Origin of the sequence: Streptomyces sp. NBC_01006, from assembly GCF_045162725.1 — a bacterium.
In the GTDB taxonomy this organism is placed as follows: domain Bacteria; phylum Actinomycetota; class Actinomycetes; order Streptomycetales; family Streptomycetaceae; genus Streptomyces.
On record NZ_CP108700.1, the window covers coordinates 362646 to 380624 of the forward strand.

The 17979-nt window shown below is 69.7% G+C and carries 16 protein-coding genes and 3 pseudogenes; 15 read left to right on the forward strand and 4 right to left on the reverse strand.

The genetic code is table 11. The features are described 5' to 3' along the window. Positions 1–10: 10 nt before the first annotated feature. Complete coding sequence (locus tag OG509_RS01605) at positions 11–613, forward strand: TetR/AcrR family transcriptional regulator (protein ID WP_406179411.1); 603 nt, start codon at positions 11–13, stop codon at positions 611–613. A gap of 38 nt (positions 614–651) precedes the next feature. Here the strand turns inward: OG509_RS01605 and OG509_RS01610 are convergent, their stop codons facing one another. After that, the gene (locus OG509_RS01610; protein WP_406179412.1) at positions 652–1938 is read right to left on the reverse strand and encodes a serine hydrolase domain-containing protein; all 1287 of its coding nucleotides are present in this window, start codon (positions 1936–1938) and stop codon (positions 652–654) included. A 465-nt stretch (positions 1939–2403) separates the two neighbouring features. Continuing rightward, positions 2404–3075: a cupin domain-containing protein gene (locus OG509_RS01615; RefSeq protein ID WP_406179413.1), complete on the reverse strand. Its 672-nt coding sequence runs from the start codon at positions 3073–3075 to the stop codon at positions 2404–2406. On the opposite strand from OG509_RS01615, the gene OG509_RS01620 reads away from it, so the two are divergent. The 5 genes from OG509_RS01620 (at position 2965) to OG509_RS01640 (ending at position 7000) form a co-directional block, all read left to right on the forward strand. Beyond that, positions 2965–3237 carry an aromatic-ring-hydroxylating dioxygenase subunit beta gene (locus OG509_RS01620; RefSeq protein WP_406179415.1) on the forward strand — a complete coding sequence of 91 codons (273 nt, stop codon included), beginning with the start codon at positions 2965–2967 and terminating at the stop codon, positions 3235–3237. The two genes, OG509_RS01615 and OG509_RS01620, sit on opposite strands and share 111 nt — an antisense overlap. A 212-nt stretch (positions 3238–3449) precedes the next feature. Next, complete coding sequence (locus tag OG509_RS01625) at positions 3450–4301, forward strand: 2Fe-2S iron-sulfur cluster-binding protein (protein WP_406179417.1); 852 nt, start codon at positions 3450–3452, stop codon at positions 4299–4301. After that, positions 4298–5734: an MFS transporter gene (locus tag OG509_RS01630; RefSeq protein ID WP_406179418.1), complete on the forward strand. Its 1437-nt coding sequence runs from the start codon at positions 4298–4300 to the stop codon at positions 5732–5734. Before OG509_RS01625 ends, OG509_RS01630 begins: the two co-directional genes overlap by 4 nt. Before the next feature lie 42 nt (positions 5735–5776). Continuing rightward, the gene (locus OG509_RS01635; RefSeq protein ID WP_406179420.1) at positions 5777–5980 is read left to right on the forward strand and encodes a hypothetical protein; all 204 of its coding nucleotides are present in this window, start codon (positions 5777–5779) and stop codon (positions 5978–5980) included. A gap of 714 nt (positions 5981–6694) precedes the next feature. Further along, on the forward strand, positions 6695–7000 hold the full coding sequence (locus OG509_RS01640; protein WP_406179421.1) for a hypothetical protein: 306 nt from the start codon (positions 6695–6697) through the stop codon (positions 6998–7000). 71 nt (positions 7001–7071) lie between these two features. Here the strand turns inward: OG509_RS01640 and OG509_RS01645 are convergent, their stop codons facing one another. Beyond that, the gene (locus OG509_RS01645; protein ID WP_406179423.1) at positions 7072–7548 is read right to left on the reverse strand and encodes a MarR family winged helix-turn-helix transcriptional regulator; all 477 of its coding nucleotides are present in this window, start codon (positions 7546–7548) and stop codon (positions 7072–7074) included. Positions 7549–7618: 70 nt separating this feature from the next. On the opposite strand from OG509_RS01645, the gene OG509_RS01650 reads away from it, so the two are divergent. From OG509_RS01650 to OG509_RS01665, 4 genes and pseudogenes are all read left to right on the forward strand, one after another. Beyond that, positions 7619–8542, forward strand: coding sequence for an alpha/beta hydrolase (locus OG509_RS01650; RefSeq protein ID WP_406179425.1), 924 nt, complete (start codon positions 7619–7621; stop codon positions 8540–8542). A 66-nt stretch (positions 8543–8608) separates the two neighbouring features. Beyond that, positions 8609–8767: pseudogene (locus tag OG509_RS01655) on the forward strand (IS5/IS1182 family transposase); the annotation flags it as partial. Positions 8768–9235: 468 nt separating this feature from the next. Beyond that, positions 9236–9559, forward strand: a complete 324-nt coding sequence (locus OG509_RS01660; RefSeq protein WP_406179427.1) for a hypothetical protein — start codon at positions 9236–9238, stop codon at positions 9557–9559. A gap of 1007 nt (positions 9560–10566) precedes the next feature. Then, positions 10567–10650 (forward strand): annotated as a pseudogene (locus tag OG509_RS01665) (IS5/IS1182 family transposase); the annotation flags it as partial. Between the two features lie 276 nt (positions 10651–10926). Here the strand turns inward: OG509_RS01665 and OG509_RS01670 are convergent. After that, a complete protein-coding gene (locus OG509_RS01670; protein WP_406179428.1) occupies positions 10927–11943 on the reverse strand; it encodes an endonuclease/exonuclease/phosphatase family protein in 1017 nt (338 codons plus the stop codon). A gap of 175 nt (positions 11944–12118) precedes the next feature. On the opposite strand from OG509_RS01670, the gene OG509_RS01675 reads away from it, so the two are divergent. From OG509_RS01675 to OG509_RS01695, 5 genes and pseudogenes are all read left to right on the forward strand, one after another. Continuing rightward, positions 12119–12574, forward strand: coding sequence for a hypothetical protein (locus OG509_RS01675; RefSeq protein ID WP_406179430.1), 456 nt, complete (start codon positions 12119–12121; stop codon positions 12572–12574). Positions 12575–12740: 166 nt separating this feature from the next. Next, positions 12741–12915, forward strand: a pseudogene (locus OG509_RS01680) (IS5/IS1182 family transposase); the annotation flags it as partial. Between the two features lie 176 nt (positions 12916–13091). Then, the gene (locus OG509_RS01685) at positions 13092–13847 is read left to right on the forward strand and encodes a hypothetical protein (protein ID WP_406179432.1); all 756 of its coding nucleotides are present in this window, start codon (positions 13092–13094) and stop codon (positions 13845–13847) included. Positions 13848–14360: 513 nt separating this feature from the next. Beyond that, positions 14361–16280 carry a hypothetical protein gene (locus OG509_RS01690; RefSeq protein WP_406179434.1) on the forward strand — a complete coding sequence of 640 codons (1920 nt, stop codon included), beginning with the start codon at positions 14361–14363 and terminating at the stop codon, positions 16278–16280. Positions 16281–16759: 479 nt separating this feature from the next. Further along, on the forward strand, positions 16760–17629 hold the full coding sequence (locus OG509_RS01695) for an MBL fold metallo-hydrolase (RefSeq protein ID WP_406179435.1): 870 nt from the start codon (positions 16760–16762) through the stop codon (positions 17627–17629). Positions 17630–17979 lie beyond the last annotated feature (350 nt).

Genomic DNA, 17979 nt, shown 5'->3' on the forward strand with positions numbered 1-17979 from the left:
GGATTGCCCCATGGCCAGATGGGAACCGAACACGCGGGAACGCCTCGAACGCGCCGCACTCGCCCTGTTCGCCGAGCACGGGTACGACGCCACGACCGTCCCCCAGATCGCGGACCGCGCGGGATCGACGAAGAGCACGTTCTTCCGGCACTACGCCGACAAGCGAGAAGTGCTGTTCGGCGGGCAGGACGTGCTGGCGCAACGCTTCAGCGACGCGATCCGGGCGGCTCCGCCCACGGCGACGATCGCCGCCTGTCTCGCCGCGGCACTGGAGTCAGCCGCTCCCGGATTCACTCCGGACCGTCACGACCTCGCCTTCCAGCGGCGAGCCGTCATCGCCGCCAACAGCGAGCTGCAGGAACGCGAACTCCTCAAGCTGGCCGGAATCAGTTCCGCCGTCGCCGATGCCCTCGGAGCGCGCGGAGCCGACGACACCACCGCGAACCTGGCCGCCGCGGTGGGTGTCCTCGCCTTCAGCACTGCCTTCGCCCGTTGGGCGGCGCCGGAGAACCGGCAGTCGTACACCGAGATCGCGCACACGGCACTGAACGACCTGCACGCTCGCGCGGCCACCCTCGGCGCAGAGAGCTCGCAGGATCAGCCCCATCGTTAGCCGTCGCACCCGGCGAGCCCGATGAGCACGGTCGGCGGTCAGCCGGCCGCGTGGCTCCCTTCCGGGAGCGGCTTGCCGAGCATGGCGCAGACCGCGGCGTTCACGAGGGTCTGGACCGCCGTCCCGGCCTTCGGCTCGGCCAGGTCGAAGACGCTCGACGCGAAGACGGAGACCGTACGGCTGCCCGTGGCGTCCGTGTAGTCCCAGCTGGAGTAGCCGGGCACCTGGCCGACGTGGCCCCAGACCGTCCCGCACGGAGTGACCACCTGCTCCAAGCCCAGCCCGTACCGGTTCGGGTTGCCAGGCTCCTCCGCGACCGTGGTCAGCATCTCCTTCAGCTGCTCGGACGCCAGGAGCTTGCCGGACAGCAGCGCGGAATCGAAGCGCGCCCACTCCGATGCCGTGGAGACCACGCCGCCCGCCGCCCATTCCGTGCTCGCGTTGATCCGGGTGGTGTCGACGTGGCCGGCGGGCCGGGCGGGGCCGGCGAAGGCGGTGCCGGGCGGGGTACCGGGCGGGAGCAGCGGGCCGATCCTGGCGGCGTCGGGCTCGTAGCCGTGGGCGAGTCTGCGGCTTCCCGCGAGGGACGCGCCGCTGGGAAGGGCGGTGTTCCTCAGGTGGAGCGGCTCGGCGATCCGTTCGCGGATCAGGTCGGACAGTGCACGGCCCGAGGCCTTTTCGGCCACGAGGCCGAGTGCGACGTAGTTGGTGTTGCTGTACGAGTACGCCGTGCCGGGCGGGAAGATCGGATCGTGCCGGACGGCTGCGGCGAGCAGTTCGGCGGGGGTCCACTGGCGAGTGTCCTGGCCGGTGAACGCCTTGAGGACGTCGGGGTCGTTGATGTGGTTGAAGAGGCCGCTGGTGTGGTTGAGCAGCATCCGCAGCGTGATCGCCCGCCCGTTCGGGACGGCCCCCGGCAGCCACTTCTCAACCGGATCGGTGAGCTGCATCCGGTGTTCCGCGACCAGTTGGAGGATCACGGTGGCGACCATCGTCTTGGTGTTGGAGCCCATCCGGAACCGGTCACCCGGTGCCAGCACGCGGTCGGCCCGCGACCAGGCGGCCTGCCGGGCCACCTCCACGGCCGGGCCGGTGCCGTCGTCGACCCGCACGACGATCCCCGGAGCCCCCGCGTCCACGGCCCGCTGTGCGAGCCCCGCCAGTTCGTGCCCCCGCTGTGCTCGCTCCGTGGAACCGGCCGGGGCGGTGGGCGCCTGCGCGCCCGACGCCCCGTGAGCCGCGACCGTACAGGTCAGGGCGGCGGTCAGGGCCAGCACCGATACCGCCCGAAGGCGGTGACCCGAGGGCAGGGCTTTCTTGGTCACGACGCTCTCCCGATGCCCGACGCCTCCCGGTCGGGCCGGCGATTGCCGGCCGTGACGTACCGGGCGTGGCGGGCGCCCACCAGTCTGGTCTCGTACGGAGCACGCAACGATGCGGTGAACCCCCGAGTCCGGCATCCGGCTGGCCCTACCCCTGGAACCCGGCCGGTAGTTGGCGGACGGCCCGGACTCCGCAGGTGAGCCTTTCAGCCGACGGCGGGGTGAGGGCCGTGCGGGAGTGTTCGCCGCCGGGGCAGGCCGATCAGCTGGTCAGTAGCCGCGGGGGCCTTCCCCGGGTGCAGGCGGAGCGACTCCCTTTGTCGCCACGCTCCCGGTGGCTCGCCGTCCTGACGCCGGAAGGCCGCCGCGAACGCGTAGGGCGAGCCGCGGCCGACGTTGCGGGCGATGTCGCGAGGCCGATGTCGCTGGTGCGCAGATGGTCACGGGCCAGGGCCATGCGCCAGTCGGTCAGGAACTGCAGGGGCGTCCGGCCGAGCCCGTCACGGAGGTCCGTGCGACGGCCGCCCGGGGCAGGCCACTGATCGCGGCGAGTTCGGGGACCGACCGGGGATGGCCGGCATCCTCGTGGATGGCGGCTTGCAGCGCGGCGTTCAAGTCGCCGCGGATGGCGAGCACCAGCAGGACGTCGAGGAGCCGGTCCAGCACCGTGGGCCGGCCGGGCTCGGGCTGGGCCAGCTCGCGTGACAGCAGCGCGATCACGTCCCGCAGCGGATCGCCGACAGCCGCTGACAGGGCCAGGACCTGCGGCAGCGCCTCCAGTAGTCCGCTGCCGATGTCGCCCGAGAACCGGTAGGCGCCACCGCGGAAGACCGTCGCCCGCTCGCTCTGCGCCACCGCGCCGCCGGTGTGCAGGGCCCGGAACTCCGCCGGTTCGAGACAGACCGCGCCACGCTCGTGCCCGATGTGGTGATCGGGGTCGCCGCGCACGAGCGTCACCTCACCCGGCACGAGCTCAACCGCGCTGCCCGGACCGTCAGTGCACAGCCATCCCCTGCCCCGGACGACCGTGTGCACAGCCAGGCGGATCGACCCGGCCAGCCGCAGCCCCACGGTGGTTCGGCCACCGTCCGGGCGAAGACCGCACCTGCGGCACGGGCCCCCCGCGCGCGTTCGCGACACTCGGCGTGGGCGGACGACGACACGCTGACCACGGACCCGCAGCGCGAGATCTCCCTCGTCCACTACCCGAGCCGGGCGGGCCTTGAGGACCGCGTCTTCCGGATCCGCACGGATTGCTGCAGCGCTACGAGCCGGCCCGGCCCCGGACGGGGCACAACATGACCGATGTCGAGATCACCGGCCTCGACGGCGATGCGTTGGACGTACGTTCAACTGGTTCACGCTCCACTACCGCTATCAGACGGTCGACACGTACTTCGGCACGTCGTTCCACCGCATCGAGCTCTCCGGCGCCCGGCCCCTCGTCACCAGCAGGAGGGCCGACCTCAAGAACGATCACGTGCACCAGGTCGTCGACATACACCACGTCTGAAATGAGCAACGGCATGTCCTACCAGGTCGCCTTGAACTTCGAGGACGCCGTCACCCAGATCATCGGTTGCCGTCCCGACGAGACCGCCGCCGAGGCCTCCCACAAGGCCCGGATCAACGTCCCACCCGACTGCCGTGACGGCTCCTGCGGGACGTGCAAGTCAATGTGCAAGTCCGGCCGTTACGACGGCGGCGACCACATCTACGAGGCACTGACCGAGGGCGAGGCGGCACTCGGCTACTGCCTGCCCTGTCGGACGACCCCGCAGGGCGATCTGATCCTGCGCATCCCCGTGATCACCGGATCCGCGCGGGGCATAGGCCTTGTCGTCGCCCGCCGGCTCGTCGCCGAATCGGCGGAGGTAACCCTCGTGGACCGCTCTCATCTGGTAGGTCGGTGTCGGCCGCGCTGGAACGCCACGGTCGGATTGACGTCCTGGAGAACGCGCTCACCGCATCGGCCGCCTTCGAATACGCCGCGTCCGGTGTCGGTTCGTCGGCAGCGCGCCGGGCAGAACCGACGCCCGGCCCCGGCCGATGCACTCCCCCCTGCCACCTCCGAACGGGAGAAGACCTGGTTCCAGACGCACATCGTCAACACCGTGTCGTCGTCCCTGATGAAACGCGCCGACACCTTCGACGAGACGAGCAGGCCGCCGCGATCTGTTTCCTCGCCTCCGGAGAAACCTCCTAGGACACCGTCACGGTCCTGCCCGTCGCCGGTGGAGAACTCGACTGAACACAGGCTGGTGCCCTCCACGACCCGATACCGCATACCGCCGGCCCGGCTCCCCCTGTCCACCGGGCCGGCGGAAGCAGACCCGTACGCTCACACAACTGGGGCTCCCCGATGAACACCTCACAGCACATACGGATCAGCCGGCTGCACCGCACGACGCTGCGCTGGATCGTCGCCATCACCACCATCACGCTGGTCTTCGACGGCTATGACCTGGTCGTCTACGGGACTGTGGTGCCCGAGTTCCTGCGCGACCCGAGTCAGATCGGCCACCTCTCCATCGCCCAGGCCGGCGCGCTCGGCTCCTACGCGCTCATGGGCGTCATGGTCGGCGCACTGATCGCCGGAGCGGTCGGCGACCACATCGGACGGCGTCGCATCATGATTGCGGGGATCATCTGGTTCTCCGTCGCCATGGGGCTGAGCGCATTCGCCACGAGCATCACCGTGTTCGGCGTCCTGCGCTTCTTCACCGGCGTCGGGGTGGGCGCCCTGGTGGCCACCGCCGCCGCGATGGTCGCGGAGTTCGCACCGCCCCGCCGCCGCAACGTCTACAACGCGATCGTCTACAGCGGCGTGCCCGTCGGCGGTGTCCTCGCCGCGGTCATGGCACTCCTCACGTCCGGTGGCGACAGCTGGCGCACCCTGTTCCTCTTCGGTGTCGCCCCCCTCGTGGTCCTCCTGCCGGTCACACTGCTGCGCCTGCCCGAGTCTCCGAAGTGGCTGCTGGCGCGCGGGCACACCGAGCGGGCCCACCTGCTCTCCGAGCGCACCGGAGTCACCCTGAGCGAGTCGACACGGGCAGCCGAAGACAAGCAGGTCGGTTTCGCAGCTCTGGCGAGCCGTCGTTACGCCCTGCCCACGGTGCTGCTCGGCCTGATGAGCTGCTCCGGTCTTCTGCTCACCTACGCCTTGAACACGTGGCTGCCCGAGATCATGGGGCGGAGCGGCTTCGGCAAGTCCTACGCACTGGTCTTCCTGCTCGCCCTGAACGGCGGGGCGATCATCGGTGGGGTGCTCGCTTCCCGGGCCGCCGACCGGACGGGCCCGCAGCGCGTGATCACGTCGACGTTCGTGCTGGCCGCCGTAGCCCTGATGCTTCTCACCCTGGGGCTGCCTCTCGGTGCTCTGCTGGCTCTGGTCGCAGTGGCCGGAATCGGGACGATCGGCACCCAGGTCCTGGTGTACGGCTTCGTCGCGAACTACTACGACACGCAGGCCCGCGCTGCCGGAGTGGCCTGGTGTGCCGGGTTCGGCCGGCTCGGCGGCATCGGCGGGCCCCTCATCGGCGGAGTCCTCGTGAGCGCCGGGATCTCGCCGCACCACGCGTTCCATGCCTTCGCCGGCGTCGCCGTCCTCGGCGCGCTGGTGACCCTCTTCGTTCCGCGCCAGAACACTGAGGAGGACGCCGTGTCCGACTCCGCACCCGGCCCGTCGGCCATCGACGGCGAGGACGGGACGATCGCAGACCGGGAGCTGACCGTCGGGTTCGACGACGACCTGGCCGGCGAAGCAACCCGGGGCGCGAACCGGCTGTCGGCCTGCTGACCCCGGATCCATCCGTCGCCGGAACGAGTCCTGGGGCCGCGGTTGCAGCACCCGGCCATCCTCGCCCTGGACGAGCAGACCGGCACCCCTCCGGGGACCGATGCGGCGGCGCGGATCGTCCCGAGCCTGCCCGGATCCCTGACGGCCGTTCTTGACCAGCGCAAACAGCTGACCGGGCGGATCGAGGAACGGCTGGAGGCCCGCCCTCAAATGCAATGCGTACGAGGCTCCGGGCCCGTCCGTTGAGGGCGGAGCCGGTCCTTGCGGAGCAGATGCCTAAGGTCCTTCCGACAGCCCAGGTCTTCCATCACGACAGGCTGGTCCGAACGCCGTATCAAGGCCGCCGGGTTCCCCGCGACAAGTCGCTCCGCAAGTTCGACTTCGAGGTCGACCCCAACATCGACGCGGACGTGATCCACATCCTCCGAGCCCGTCGAAGCGGCCGACGAGAAGCAGCTGACCCAAGACCATTGCCCGTTACGGCCGCGGCGCCGAACTCCCCTTCCAGGTCCTGACCACGTATCCGAAGGTGGAGGCGAGCTCGGCCAGCGGTATGTCCTCTCTCCACAGGCTTCGCCGGGCCAGCCGTATGCGCCAGTAATGGAGTAGGTCACGGGCGGCACGCCGGCGACGGTGAACCGGGCGGCGAAGCTGGTACGTGACATGGCCTTCGTCATCGTGGGCGAGCTCCTTGCACGGCACGAGCTCAGAGCCCGAGTGATCGTCGGCGGACGGATCCCTCTCGACGCCGCGGACTCGGCTGCGGACCCATCGGGTTGCGGTGTGCCGTCTACGATGACCTTGTCATGGCCACAATGAAGTGCTCGGCTCGTTCCGGGTCGAGGTCGAGGTCGACGGTAGCGCGGTTGACGCGGGTGGCAGGCTCGCCCGGATGGTTCTGGTCCAACTGCTGCTCGCCCGTGGGGCGGTCGTGCCCACGGAGCGGATCATCGAGAGGTTGTGGCCGCCGCAATGACCGGCGGGGAGCTGACCGCACTGCTCGACGGGTTCGACAAGGCCGCCGAGGAGATCCGGATCACCCGCAAGACGCTGCTGGAGCTGCCGAATCATCCGGCCCACCAGCAGATCATGGCAGTGTTCGCCGCAGCCGACGCACCGTTGCGGGCACGGGCGGAGCGCGAGGCGATGGGCATGGAGATCGCACCCGACAGCGTCAACAACGTCCGCCTGAAGCTCAAGCGGCTGGTCGAGCGCGGGATCCTGGCCGAGACCGAGCAGGGGGTGTTCAGCCGGCCCCGGCCATAGCTGCCCCGCGAGCCCGCGACCAGGCCACTTGCCCCAACCGAAACCCTCTTCGTCGGGGTTGCGAAAACGCGTCAGCCCGTGGGCGTCCCGATCTGGTCGCGTTCCAGAACGGAACGCAGCTCCGAGAGGGCCTGCGCGGCGGCCGTTACGGGGGACGCCTTGAGTGCGTCCGCGATCAGCTCGGCCAACCGCTCCGTAAAGGTCCCTTCTGCTAGGTCGACCAACTGCATGCCATCGTCGGTCAGTTCCAGCAGTGACGACCGGCGATCCGACGGGTTCGGCATGCGGGCGACCCATCCCTGCCGCTCCAGGCGGTCGACGCCCTTGCTGGTGGCCCCGACGCCGACGGCGAACTCGGCCGCCAGATCCGCCACCCGGGCCCCGGGGTGGTCGCGGAGGTGGCGCAGGAACTCGAATTGTGACGTGACGATCCCGTGCCGCTCGCGAAGACGGTCGTTGAGGGCGTTGTACAGACGCGTCTCGCATCGGACGAGGTCGGCGAAGAAGCTCGGGAGGTCGACCGTCTCGCCGCTCACTTTAGATGCCATGACATATAGTCTACGTTAGATGCCACGGCATATAGTGCGGAAGAAGCTACTTACGGCAGGAGTACGCATCATGAGCAAGGAACAGCGCACGCAGGTCAGCGCGATGCTGCGGCAGCCCCGGCCCGACGGCCCCCAGTCGGTCGAGGCGATCCGAGCCGGATTCAAGGCGATGATGGCCCAGATGGTCGTCCCGGACGGCCCCCGCATCACCAAGACGACGCTCGGCGACCGACCGGCACTGTACGTCGAGCCGGGCACCGAGACGCGCGCCGGGACGATCCTGTACTTCCACGGCGGCGGCTGGGTGTTCGGCTCCCCCGAGACCGCGCTGTCGCTCACGGGGAACCTCGTGGCCAGGACCGGGTTCACGGCGTACTCGCTGGACTACCGGCTCGCCCCCGAACACCCGTTCCCGGCCGCAATCGAGGACGCGCTGAGCGCCTACCGCGCCCTCCTCGACAGCGGCGAAGACCCTTCGACCATCGCGTTCGCCGGGGACTCCGCCGGCGGCGGCCTCAGCGTCACCACCTGCCTCGCCGCCCGCGACGCCGATCTCCCGATGCCCGCCGCGATCGTGGCCTTCTCCCCCGGCCTCGACGCCACCCGGACGGGCGAGAGCATGGACACCAAGGCAGGCATCGACCCGTTCTTCACCCGCGAGAGCCTGGGACACACCGGGGCCATGTACCTGGCGGGAGCCGACCCGCACCAGCCCATGCTCAGCCCCGCCGTCCTCGCCGATCTGACAGGCTTCCCGCCGATGCTCCTCCAGGCGGGCACCAACGAAGTGCTCCTGGACGACTCCACCCGCATGGCCGCCCGCGCCCGCGCAGCCGGAGTGGACGTGATCCTCGACATCACCGCGGACGTACCCCACGTGTTCCAGTCCTTCGCCGGCATGCTCGACGAGGCCGACCAGGCACTGGACCGGGCAGCCCTCTTCCTCACGCAGCACGTCCACATTCCCGACACCGCGGCCAAGTCAGCCCGGTAAAGCTCGGAGCCCTCCGGCCATACAGCAGGCTGGACGGCTCCGACGTTGTGAGAGAAAGCCGACAGCCAGGCCGCCCGCCTGCGCAAAGGCTCACGCGGCGGACGACCACCGGGCTTCGACGAAGAGCGCTACAAGAAACGCAGCACCGTCGAGCGGGCCATCAACCGGCTCAAACAGCACCGGGCAGTCGCCACCCGCTACGGCAAACGCCGTTACGTCTACCTCGGCACCGCCTCCACGCCGCAGAACGCGATGCGCGGGTCGACGCCGTCGATGGCGACGGAAATGGGCCTGACCCAGTCCTCGGTGTCACGGTTCTGGCCGCGGGTTCCGCCTGCGGCCGCACCGGTCGGAGCCCTTCAAGTTGTCGACCGATCGCTACTTGGTCGACGAAGCTCACGATGTTGTCGGTCTCTACCCGAATCAGCCGAAGCAGGCGTTGGCATTGGCGTTGGCGTTGGCGTTCTATGGACGAGAAGTCGCAGATCCACGCCCTGGACCGGTCCCAGTCGATGCCGGCGATGCGGAGGTCCCGGAGCGATCGGCCCATCACCACCCGCGGCGTCGATATCGGCGAGAAAGTGGCACCCCTCCCGAACTGGCGGATTCCCCACTTGTCCAGACCAACTCCGCCCCAGGAGCATCGAGTGGCGACGTCAAGATCTGACGGCACATCACGCATTGGGAGAACACGTGGCTCGCTTACTCACGCGCACCAGCGTCGTCCTGTCCCTGGCCGCGGTACCGCTCTTCCTGTCCGCCACGAACGCGTTCGCCGCAGGCATCCACCACGGCGACGACTACGGCTACAACGTGGGCAACACCGTCTACGCCTGCGACAACGAGCGGGACGGCAACGGCGTGTACGTCGAGTACTGGGGCGAGGGGTCCACGCACGGCCAGGTCTGGGACGGCAACGGTTCCGAGGCAGGGTGCGGCTCCGCCAGCGTTCCGTCGCTGCGGTCCTTCCAGGTTTGCGAGGACCACTCCGGTTGCTCCGGGCGCGTGTACGTCTAGTCCGCGGACTTGTCGCTGGGGCCAGACCGCAGGAGGGCGAATTCCAGGGGTCGTTGCAACACAGGTGATCAACTGGCTGTGGCCGGGAGTTTAGCGAGACGCTCGGCTGGGGTTTTCCCAGCCGAGCGCTTTGCGTGGGCGGTTGTTCAGCTCAGTGGCGACGGCCCCTGCCGTCGCGGCTCACCCGGACCGAGGACCAGACCGTCATCGACTCCAACCGCACCAAGGCCTGCAGGTCTGGTCCAGTAGGTGGCCGTGCAGGCGCCGGCCCACCTCGGGGCGTCGCCGTTGCACGGGGGCCGAGCCGATGGTTACCTCGCCCGGCGGCGGCTGCGCCGTACGACACGAGGAGCGGTGATGACGAACCACCACGCCCCGGTCTTCATCAACTAGGGCACCTTCGGGATCTTCGACCAAGGCGAGGTACCCATCGAAAGCGCCGACTGGTCCGGGGACTTGATCTCTCTCATGTCCGCGGGGCCATGGTGCGCACAGGCATCAACACCGGGAACGTGCACGTGGACTCCTCGAATCCGCCGAGGCATACCTGGTCACACTTCGTGCTGCCCCTGACATGACGGCTCCGACGCTGGTCAGCGTGTCGACCCTGCCCTACTCCTACGAGGAGGGGGCGGGGCACCGCCGTTTGTAGTCACAAGGCGTTGAGCTGTACGGCCAAGCTTCACGCAGACTGACAGGCCGGGCCGGTGGCGGGCTCAGTGGGCCAGGTATGCCCCTGCTGTACGGCACGCTGCCGGCGGGCCGTGCCGCGAGTACCTGCGGCGATGCGGTATTCGGCGTCCGTTCCTGGCACATGGTGCCAGGCAGATCCTTCGAGCCCCCAATGACCGGCCGCCGCGGTGGGCTCGCTGCCGTGACAGCGGTCGACTTCACCCTGACCGGCGTGACAGCTCTTTTTCTGCTGCTCTACGTAACACGGCGCGGCTGCTTCTGAGGTCGTACGACTTCACGTACTGGACTGGCAAAGGGCAACATCCGGCGAATGCCTGGGACGCTCCCGCGGCGGATTCACCACCGAGATCCACCTCGCCGCTGACGGGCGATGCCGGCCCCTCGCCGTCGTCCTGACACCGGCACACCATCCCCTAACGCTTCGACCAGCAAAGGCACCGTAAGAGCCGCGGTTCCCGAGGCGGCCGACCCACCGGCTTCAACAGAGAGCAATACAAGAAACACTGCCTAGTTGGCCCGCCCCGCCAAGCCCTTCCTTCCCATCCGAGCTGATCGACCGGCAGATCGCCCGTCTCAACAACGTGCAGCAGCCTGAGTCCACCTCTTCCCCACCAGCCGGGCTGGGCGCCCCGCGCCCGAGGGGTGACCCGGTGCGATGGGTGTGAGCGGGCGGCTCAGTACCGATAGGACGCCGCCACCGCGCGGTGGTCGCTGCCATCGGCGGGCAGCACCCAGGAGTCGGTCGCGGTCAGCCGACCCTTGCTGAGGATGTGGTCGATCCGCACCGCCGGGAAGGCGGTCGGCCAGGTGAAGCCGAATCCGGAACCGGCGGCCTCGTGGGCGGACGTCATCTGCTCGGTGATCGGGGCGAAGGCGCGGTCCGCCAGGCTGCCGTTCAGGTCACCCATCAGCAGCACCCGTTCCAGCGGCTCGGCCCTGAGCGCCGCGCTCGTCGCGGCGATGCTGTTGTCCCGGAGCTCCGCGCCGAACCCCTTCCCCAAGGTGACCCGGACCGAGTCCAGATGCCCGACGTAGACCGCGATCTCTCCCTTCGGAGTGGCCACCACCGACCGGAACACCGTTCCGCTGCCCTCGCCGGCCGGGCTCTTCGCCATGCCGCTGCCGGTGATCGGGTACTTCGACCAAAGCCCGTCAGCGCTGATGCCGGCCACGTGGTGCGGGTACGCGGCGGCCAGGCCCCGCTCGTACTCGGGCTGCACCCTCGGTTCCAGCTCCTCCAGTGCAATGAGGTCGGCGCCGGAGTCGATCAGCATCTTCACCGTGCCTGGTACATCGGTGTTGGCAGCGGCCACGTTGTGCGTGACGACGGTGAGATCGCCCTTGCCGGTGCTCCGGTCGCCGAGCGTCCCGCCGAACATGGCCAGCCAGACGGCGGCGGGTACCAGCAGCGCGACCAGCGCGGTGGCCGAACGCCGCAACAGGGCGGGCACCAGCAGCACCGGGACGACCAGGCCGCACCAGGGCAGGAAGGTCTCCAGCAGCCCGGCCAGATTGCCGGGGTTGGGCAGCAGGCCGTGCAGTGCGAGGGGGACTGCTGCGAGCACCGCCAGCCCCGCGATGATCCGGCCACGCCGCCAGGTACCGTCCTGCCAGGACTTCCGCCGTATCGGCGCCGACACCGGCGCCGGCTTCCGGACCGTGACCTGCTCTGCTTCGTCGGTTTGCACCATCAGTCCACCCCTACGCCGGTTGGCACGCTTACGGGGGGATAGATGCGGTCCCATCGCCAGAGGTTCCTCATACTTGCGAACCAATCACTCACGTAGACGTCACTTCTTATGACGGCTCGTGTGACCCGTGCTGTGCAGTGATACTGCTTTGGTGCTGTTGACATGGATCGCTGAGGTGGCAGACGAGCCCCTTGTGCTTGAGCCGGATGACCGGCAGGTGGAGCTGGATACGAACACCTGGTGGCTGAGTGCGGTGGCAGGGGACAGGGAATCGCTGTCCCCTTCCGAGGTGGTGGCTGCCTTCGAGCGGACTGCGACCGCCATCCGGGGACGCGTTCGCGAGCTGGGCTTTCCCGGGGTGGCGACGTTCTACGTGTGGCACGACGAGCAGGCCGGGCAGCTGCGATGTTCGACTGGTTCTGTGTCCCCAGATGCATTGCCGTTTACGGGGGATTACGTGGCTTGCAGCGATCTCGGTCCGATCGCCGAGGCGTTCTTGACCGACAGCGAAGCGGGTTTCATCGCCTGGGCGGACCTGGACGACGCGCAGAGCCACTCGGAGGGGACCGACATCGATTCGGAAAACGCACCCTTCGCTGTCTGGGTCAGCAGCGTCGGAGTCTCACACTGAGTCGTCGTGCCCGCTCACAGGGACAAGTCGGCGGTGGCAGATGAGGGGTGCGACTACGCCGACGAAGGCGAGGAAGTGTTCGGCCTTGACTCGTCGCCGGGCGCGGGGTGGTGTCACCGCAGCCTGTCACCGATGTCGAGCGGCTGTGGATCGTGGACGGTACCCGCCGGCTGCGGCGGCCGGGACGACGGTGATCGCGGACGGGGCCTCCCTCGGGACAGGGTGATCGTCCCGCATCCCAGAAGGGCCGGCCGTCCCCTCCTGCGTGGGCAGGAGGGGACGACGCCGAACACCGGCGGGTCAGGGCCCGCGTCGAGCACACCTTCACCCGCATGAAGAACAAGCGGCGGACGCAGGCATGGTCACAAGGTGACGTTTGTTGCGGCGACCCGAAGTCGCGAGCTGTAGCACGCTCACCCCGGTCTTCGCAGCTGCTCATTTCCCGGAATCGGCCACTACACGGAGACGCGGAGGGCTACAAGTGGAGGCTGTCGTACATCGAAGGGGGAGGAACGAGATGGTGGAGGTCGTCCGCTGGATCGTGTGGGCGTTGATCGCCGCGGCGGTGCTGATCTGCTTGCATCACTACAGGTACCCGGGTGGATGGGGTCCCGCGTTCAGTCGCGAGCACGCGGCCAGGCGCAGGAACCTCGCGCGGGCAAGGCGCCATCTCGCACGGCGCGCGGTCTGGGCCTGGGGGCAGCGGGCGTTGGTCCAGGCGCGCCTGCACTCGGCTCAGTCCGCTCACCGGCAGAGCGTCGCCGCCGCGAAGTTGTCCCTACGCCAAGCCCGAGAGCCCGGTCTCGGCGTAAAGGTGGGTGAGCTCGGGCCGCTCGTCCTGCACGAGCACGTCCTCCTCCGTGGGGAGGAGCAACTTCCGCTGGCCAGTCTCGAAGTGAAGCCGCACCACGATGTTCGCAACCACCATCTGATCCTGGTCCAGGACGACGGATCCGTGCACCATGTATCCCTCGCCCGCACAGAGCACGAGGAGGACGCGGTCTTCGCTTTCGTCGCCCTTCTTACGAGTGCCGTTCTACGGGAGAACGCCTTCCTCTCCGGGCAGGGCAAACGGATCGCCCGCGCGGAAGAGCGGCTCGCACGGATCGAGGCGGACACCTCCGCCCAGGACGGCGTGCGTACCGAGCTGGACCGACTCGTCGAAGAGCAGCGGCTCGATCCCGAACAGGCCGCAGCACTTGCCCGCCTGAAAGCCTGTCGCCAGGACTGGCACGAACACACGGGCCGGATGCCCCCGGCGCCACGGTCCTGATGGGCGGATCCACTGCGTTAACGCGTCGGTGTCTCTCGACGCGGTCCACGCCCTCTGCCGGGTGCAAAGGGCTGTCAGGGGGCTCGGCGGTCAGGTCTTTCGAGGCTTGCCAGGTAGGAGACGATCCACTCGTACCGCTGCCCTCCGGGCGGCCGAACACCGCGTTCGGCACTCTGCCGACGGCCTGGTCCACACCGGCCGCGATGTCCGGCCGGGCCGGGGAGGTGAGGATCGCGTCACGGACCAGGCCCTCGGGCATCGTCGCCCTCAGGAGGTCGGCCCACCGGCCGGTGCCCAGCGCCTTCGTCCGCGCGATGTCGTCGGCGACATACGCCTCCACTTCGCCTCCCCGCTGCTGTCCACCGCGTACGTCTTCCTCGCCACCTCCCCCCGCCCCGCCCTCGCGATGAACTACCGCTAGCGCAGGTCCACCGGACCCGACCAGGCCACCGCGGCCCCTGTCAGCGGCGGCCGGTACGGTCGGCACACCTGATCAGCGGAGGAGAACGACCCATGCGACCGCCGGCCGAGCTGGACCACGTCCAGTGGCACACCCTGACCCACGCGTACGGCTCCGCCGAGGACGTACCCGAGCTGATCACGGCGCTCTACGAGGACGACGAGGAGACGGCCGGCGAGGCCCTCTACGAGCTGTACGGCAACATCCACCACCAGGGAACGGTCTACGCCGCGTCGGCGCCCGCCGTGCCATTCCTCGCCCACGCCGCGTGGCACGCACCGGACAAGCGCGGCGAGGTCCTGATGCTGCTCGCCGTGCTCGCCGACCACGACCCGGCGGACGTCGAACTGCCCCACTGGGCGGACACCCCGGTCGCCGCGGTCTGCGCCGAGCTGGGCCGGGTGCTCCACGAGCTGCTGCCCTGCCTCGGGGACCCGGACCGATCCGTGCGGCGGGCCGCGCTGCGGGTGGTCGCGGCCCCGGCCGGGCTGCTGACGGCGGAACAGCGGGCCACTGCCGTCGCGCGGGTCGAGGAGGTGTACGCCGGTGATCCCGTCCCGGCAGTGCGGGCGGACGCGCTGGTCGCCCTGTCCCGGTACGGGCAGGAGGAGGAGGCGGCGGCACTCGACAGCCCGCTGCCCGAGGTCAGGCTGGCGGCCGCCACTCTCGCCCTCGCCCGGTCCGGGCCGCCGTACCCGGCCGACCTGGTGGACGTGATCGCCGAGGACGGCGCCGAACCCGACCCGGGGGACGACGCGTTCCCCTGGCCGGGCACGGACACCACCAGCCCGGACGATCACCTGCGGCACCTGCTCACCGAGGACCCGGATGCCGCGCTCGCCGTGGCCACCCGCTGGATCGGTGCCGGAGACCTGGGCGCGCGGGGATCCTGGCTGGCCGAGGCGGTCGCCGAGACCTGGCGGGACCGTGAACCCGAGGTCGTGGCCCTCATGGCGGCGGCCCTGCCCCACCAGAGGACCGCCATGGCACTCAACGCCCGCCTGCGCACCATCGGCCACTGGATCGACCACCTCCCCGAGCCGGACGCCGGACTCCACGACACCCTCTTCCGGTACGCGGACACCGACGGCGAGACCGCCGCGCCGGCCTTCCTGGCGCTGGTGCACTCCCGTGACCCCCGCGCACTGGAACTCGTACTGCGCCGCACCGCCGCCGGGTCCGGTGACGGCGTGGCGGGGCGGCTGCTCGCGGCGGCGGCGCGGGCCTTCCCCGAGGCCGCCGACCGGCTGGTCCCCGAGATCCGCCGCCTACTGGTGGCCGGCGCCACCGGCAACGAGGCCACCGCCCTGGTCGGCGCCCTCGCGGAGTTCGGCACCACCGCCCACCAGGCCCGGCCGGAGCTGGTCGACTGCCTGCGCACCCGCCGCGCGGCCATCGCCGCTGCACGCCGGCTGGGTGCGGACGCCGTCGCGACGCGGGAGGTCACCGACCTGCTGCACGAAGCCACCGGCTCCTCCGACCCCTCGCTGCGTGGCGCGGCGGCCGCGGCCCACTGCCGGCTGACCGGGGACCCCGGGCCCGCTCTGCGCACCTTCGAGGAGCTGCTCTCCGGTAAGGGTCAGACCTCCTGGTACCTGGGCTCTCTGGAGCCGATGGGCGGCGCCGCCGCTCCCCTGCTGCCGCTCGTCGAGCGGCACCTGGGGGCTGGGGACGCGTGGACCCGGCTGGCGGCTGCCGAGGCCCTGCACGGGATCACCGGCTCTGCGGACCGCAGCGTCCCCGTCCTCGCCGAGCTGGTCGGACCCACGCCGGTGGGCCTGCGCGCCCTCAAGGCGCTCGCCGCCGCCGGCCAGGCCCCGGAGGAGGTCCGCCCCGCACTGCGCACGTTCGCCTTCTCCCCGCGCCGCCTGCTCAGCGACGCGCCGCATTCCGGCAACGGCCACCCGGACACCGAACTACGCGCGTGGGCACGGCGATTGCTCAAAGTCGCCCGGCCTCAGAAGCCGGCATGACTAAGAGCAGGAGATAGAGCACCCGACTGGTATCTCAAACGGTGGGATGACCGGCGGGTGAACAGGAGCTGGGCGGCCCCGATCAGCGTACGTCAGACCGGCTTCCTCACGAAGCGCCCGCAGGCCTTCGGGATGGTCAGAACCACTCGCGGTTGACCTCCTTCACCACCGGTCCGGGCCTGGCCCCCGCGTCACCGGCCGGGCGCGGCGCTCCTGGCAGAGGGGGATCCCACCGACCCCATATCGACAACACGTTCGGTCTGTCGACTGCACCAAGCGGGTGTTCTGCTGGTGGGTGCTGAGCGTCCTTGCAGGTCCGCGTCTCCCGGCCAACATGACCCTGGCGTCGATCGGGATGGGAGAACGCGTTGGGGCCGGAAGTACAAGATCGGCAGGGCCTACCGGTTCCGGCCGCGGGTGGGGTATCCCTGAAAGGCGGCCCCGATCGGGGGTCGTCGCCCCCTGGAAGGACACTTGCCGTGGACGGCTGGTACGTGGATGAGCGCTGCTTCAACTGCGATGTCGCACGACAGCTCGCGCCCGATCTGATCGGCGAGGCTGACGGAAGGTCCCAGATCCTGCGCCCGCCGCGCGATGAAAAGGAAACGCGGGACTTACACGCAGCCGTCTTCGCCTGCCCCACCCGTTCGATCCGTCCCTTTTCCGGGCAACCGGACCAGCGACTCGACCCCTTTCCGATGGCCTTGGACAGCAGCGTATTGCTGTGCGGGCACAACTCGAAGCACACTGCCGGGGCCAATTCCTACTTGCTTCTGCGGCCTTCCCGCACGGTCATGATGATCGACACACCGCGCTGGAGTCGTGAACTCGCCGAACGTTACGCAGCAGTGGGCCCGATCACCGATGTCCTGCTCACCCACCGCGACCACGCTGCACACGGCCGCCGCTACGCGGACCATTTCGGCGCCCGGCTGTGGATCCACGAGGGCGACCTCGATGCGGCGCCAGACGCGGACCAGGTGATACGCGGTCTCGAACCTCTGGAGATCAGTGAGGGAGTCACCGCCCACCCGCTGCCCGGCCACACTCGGGGCAGCGTGCTCTACCTCGCAGATGACCGGTACTGCTTCAGCGGGGACAGCTTCTACTGGTCACGCACCACCGGCGATCTGGAAGTCGCGGACAGTGTGACCTGGTACTCCGTCAAGGAATTGGCCACCTCACTGGCCAGGGCGGCCGGACGACTCCGGTTCGAATGGGTCCTGCCGGGCCACGGCGATCGCCGCCGGCTGCCCGCCGACGAGATGTCGAGGCGGTTGAAAACACTGGCGGAGCGCACTCGGCTGCTGCAGCCTCGGCCGGTTGACTTCACCGCCGTACGCTGGTGAAGGGGCGGCCCGACGCCCGACCGGAGCCGCGCGCCCCACGGCACCGGCCACGGTGCCTCACCCTGGAGCCCCGGTGCAGTGAAGCCACGCTCCGACATGCAGGTACGGGGTCGAGCCTCGCCTCTCTGCGCAGCGTGCAAGGCCCTGCGGCAGGCGCAGTACGGCGGCCGAGCGGTGTCCGAACTCCCGCCCGACCTGCCGCGCCTGCGCACCGTCGTGACCCACCTGCGCGGCGAACTCGTCCGCCCCGAGCGGGCACATCTTGCTGGTCTCGCGCCGGCCGGCGGAACGAGTCGCACGACCAGCAGCGATCGGGAGTCGCATGAGCCCTGGGCAGCCAGCCCCATGAT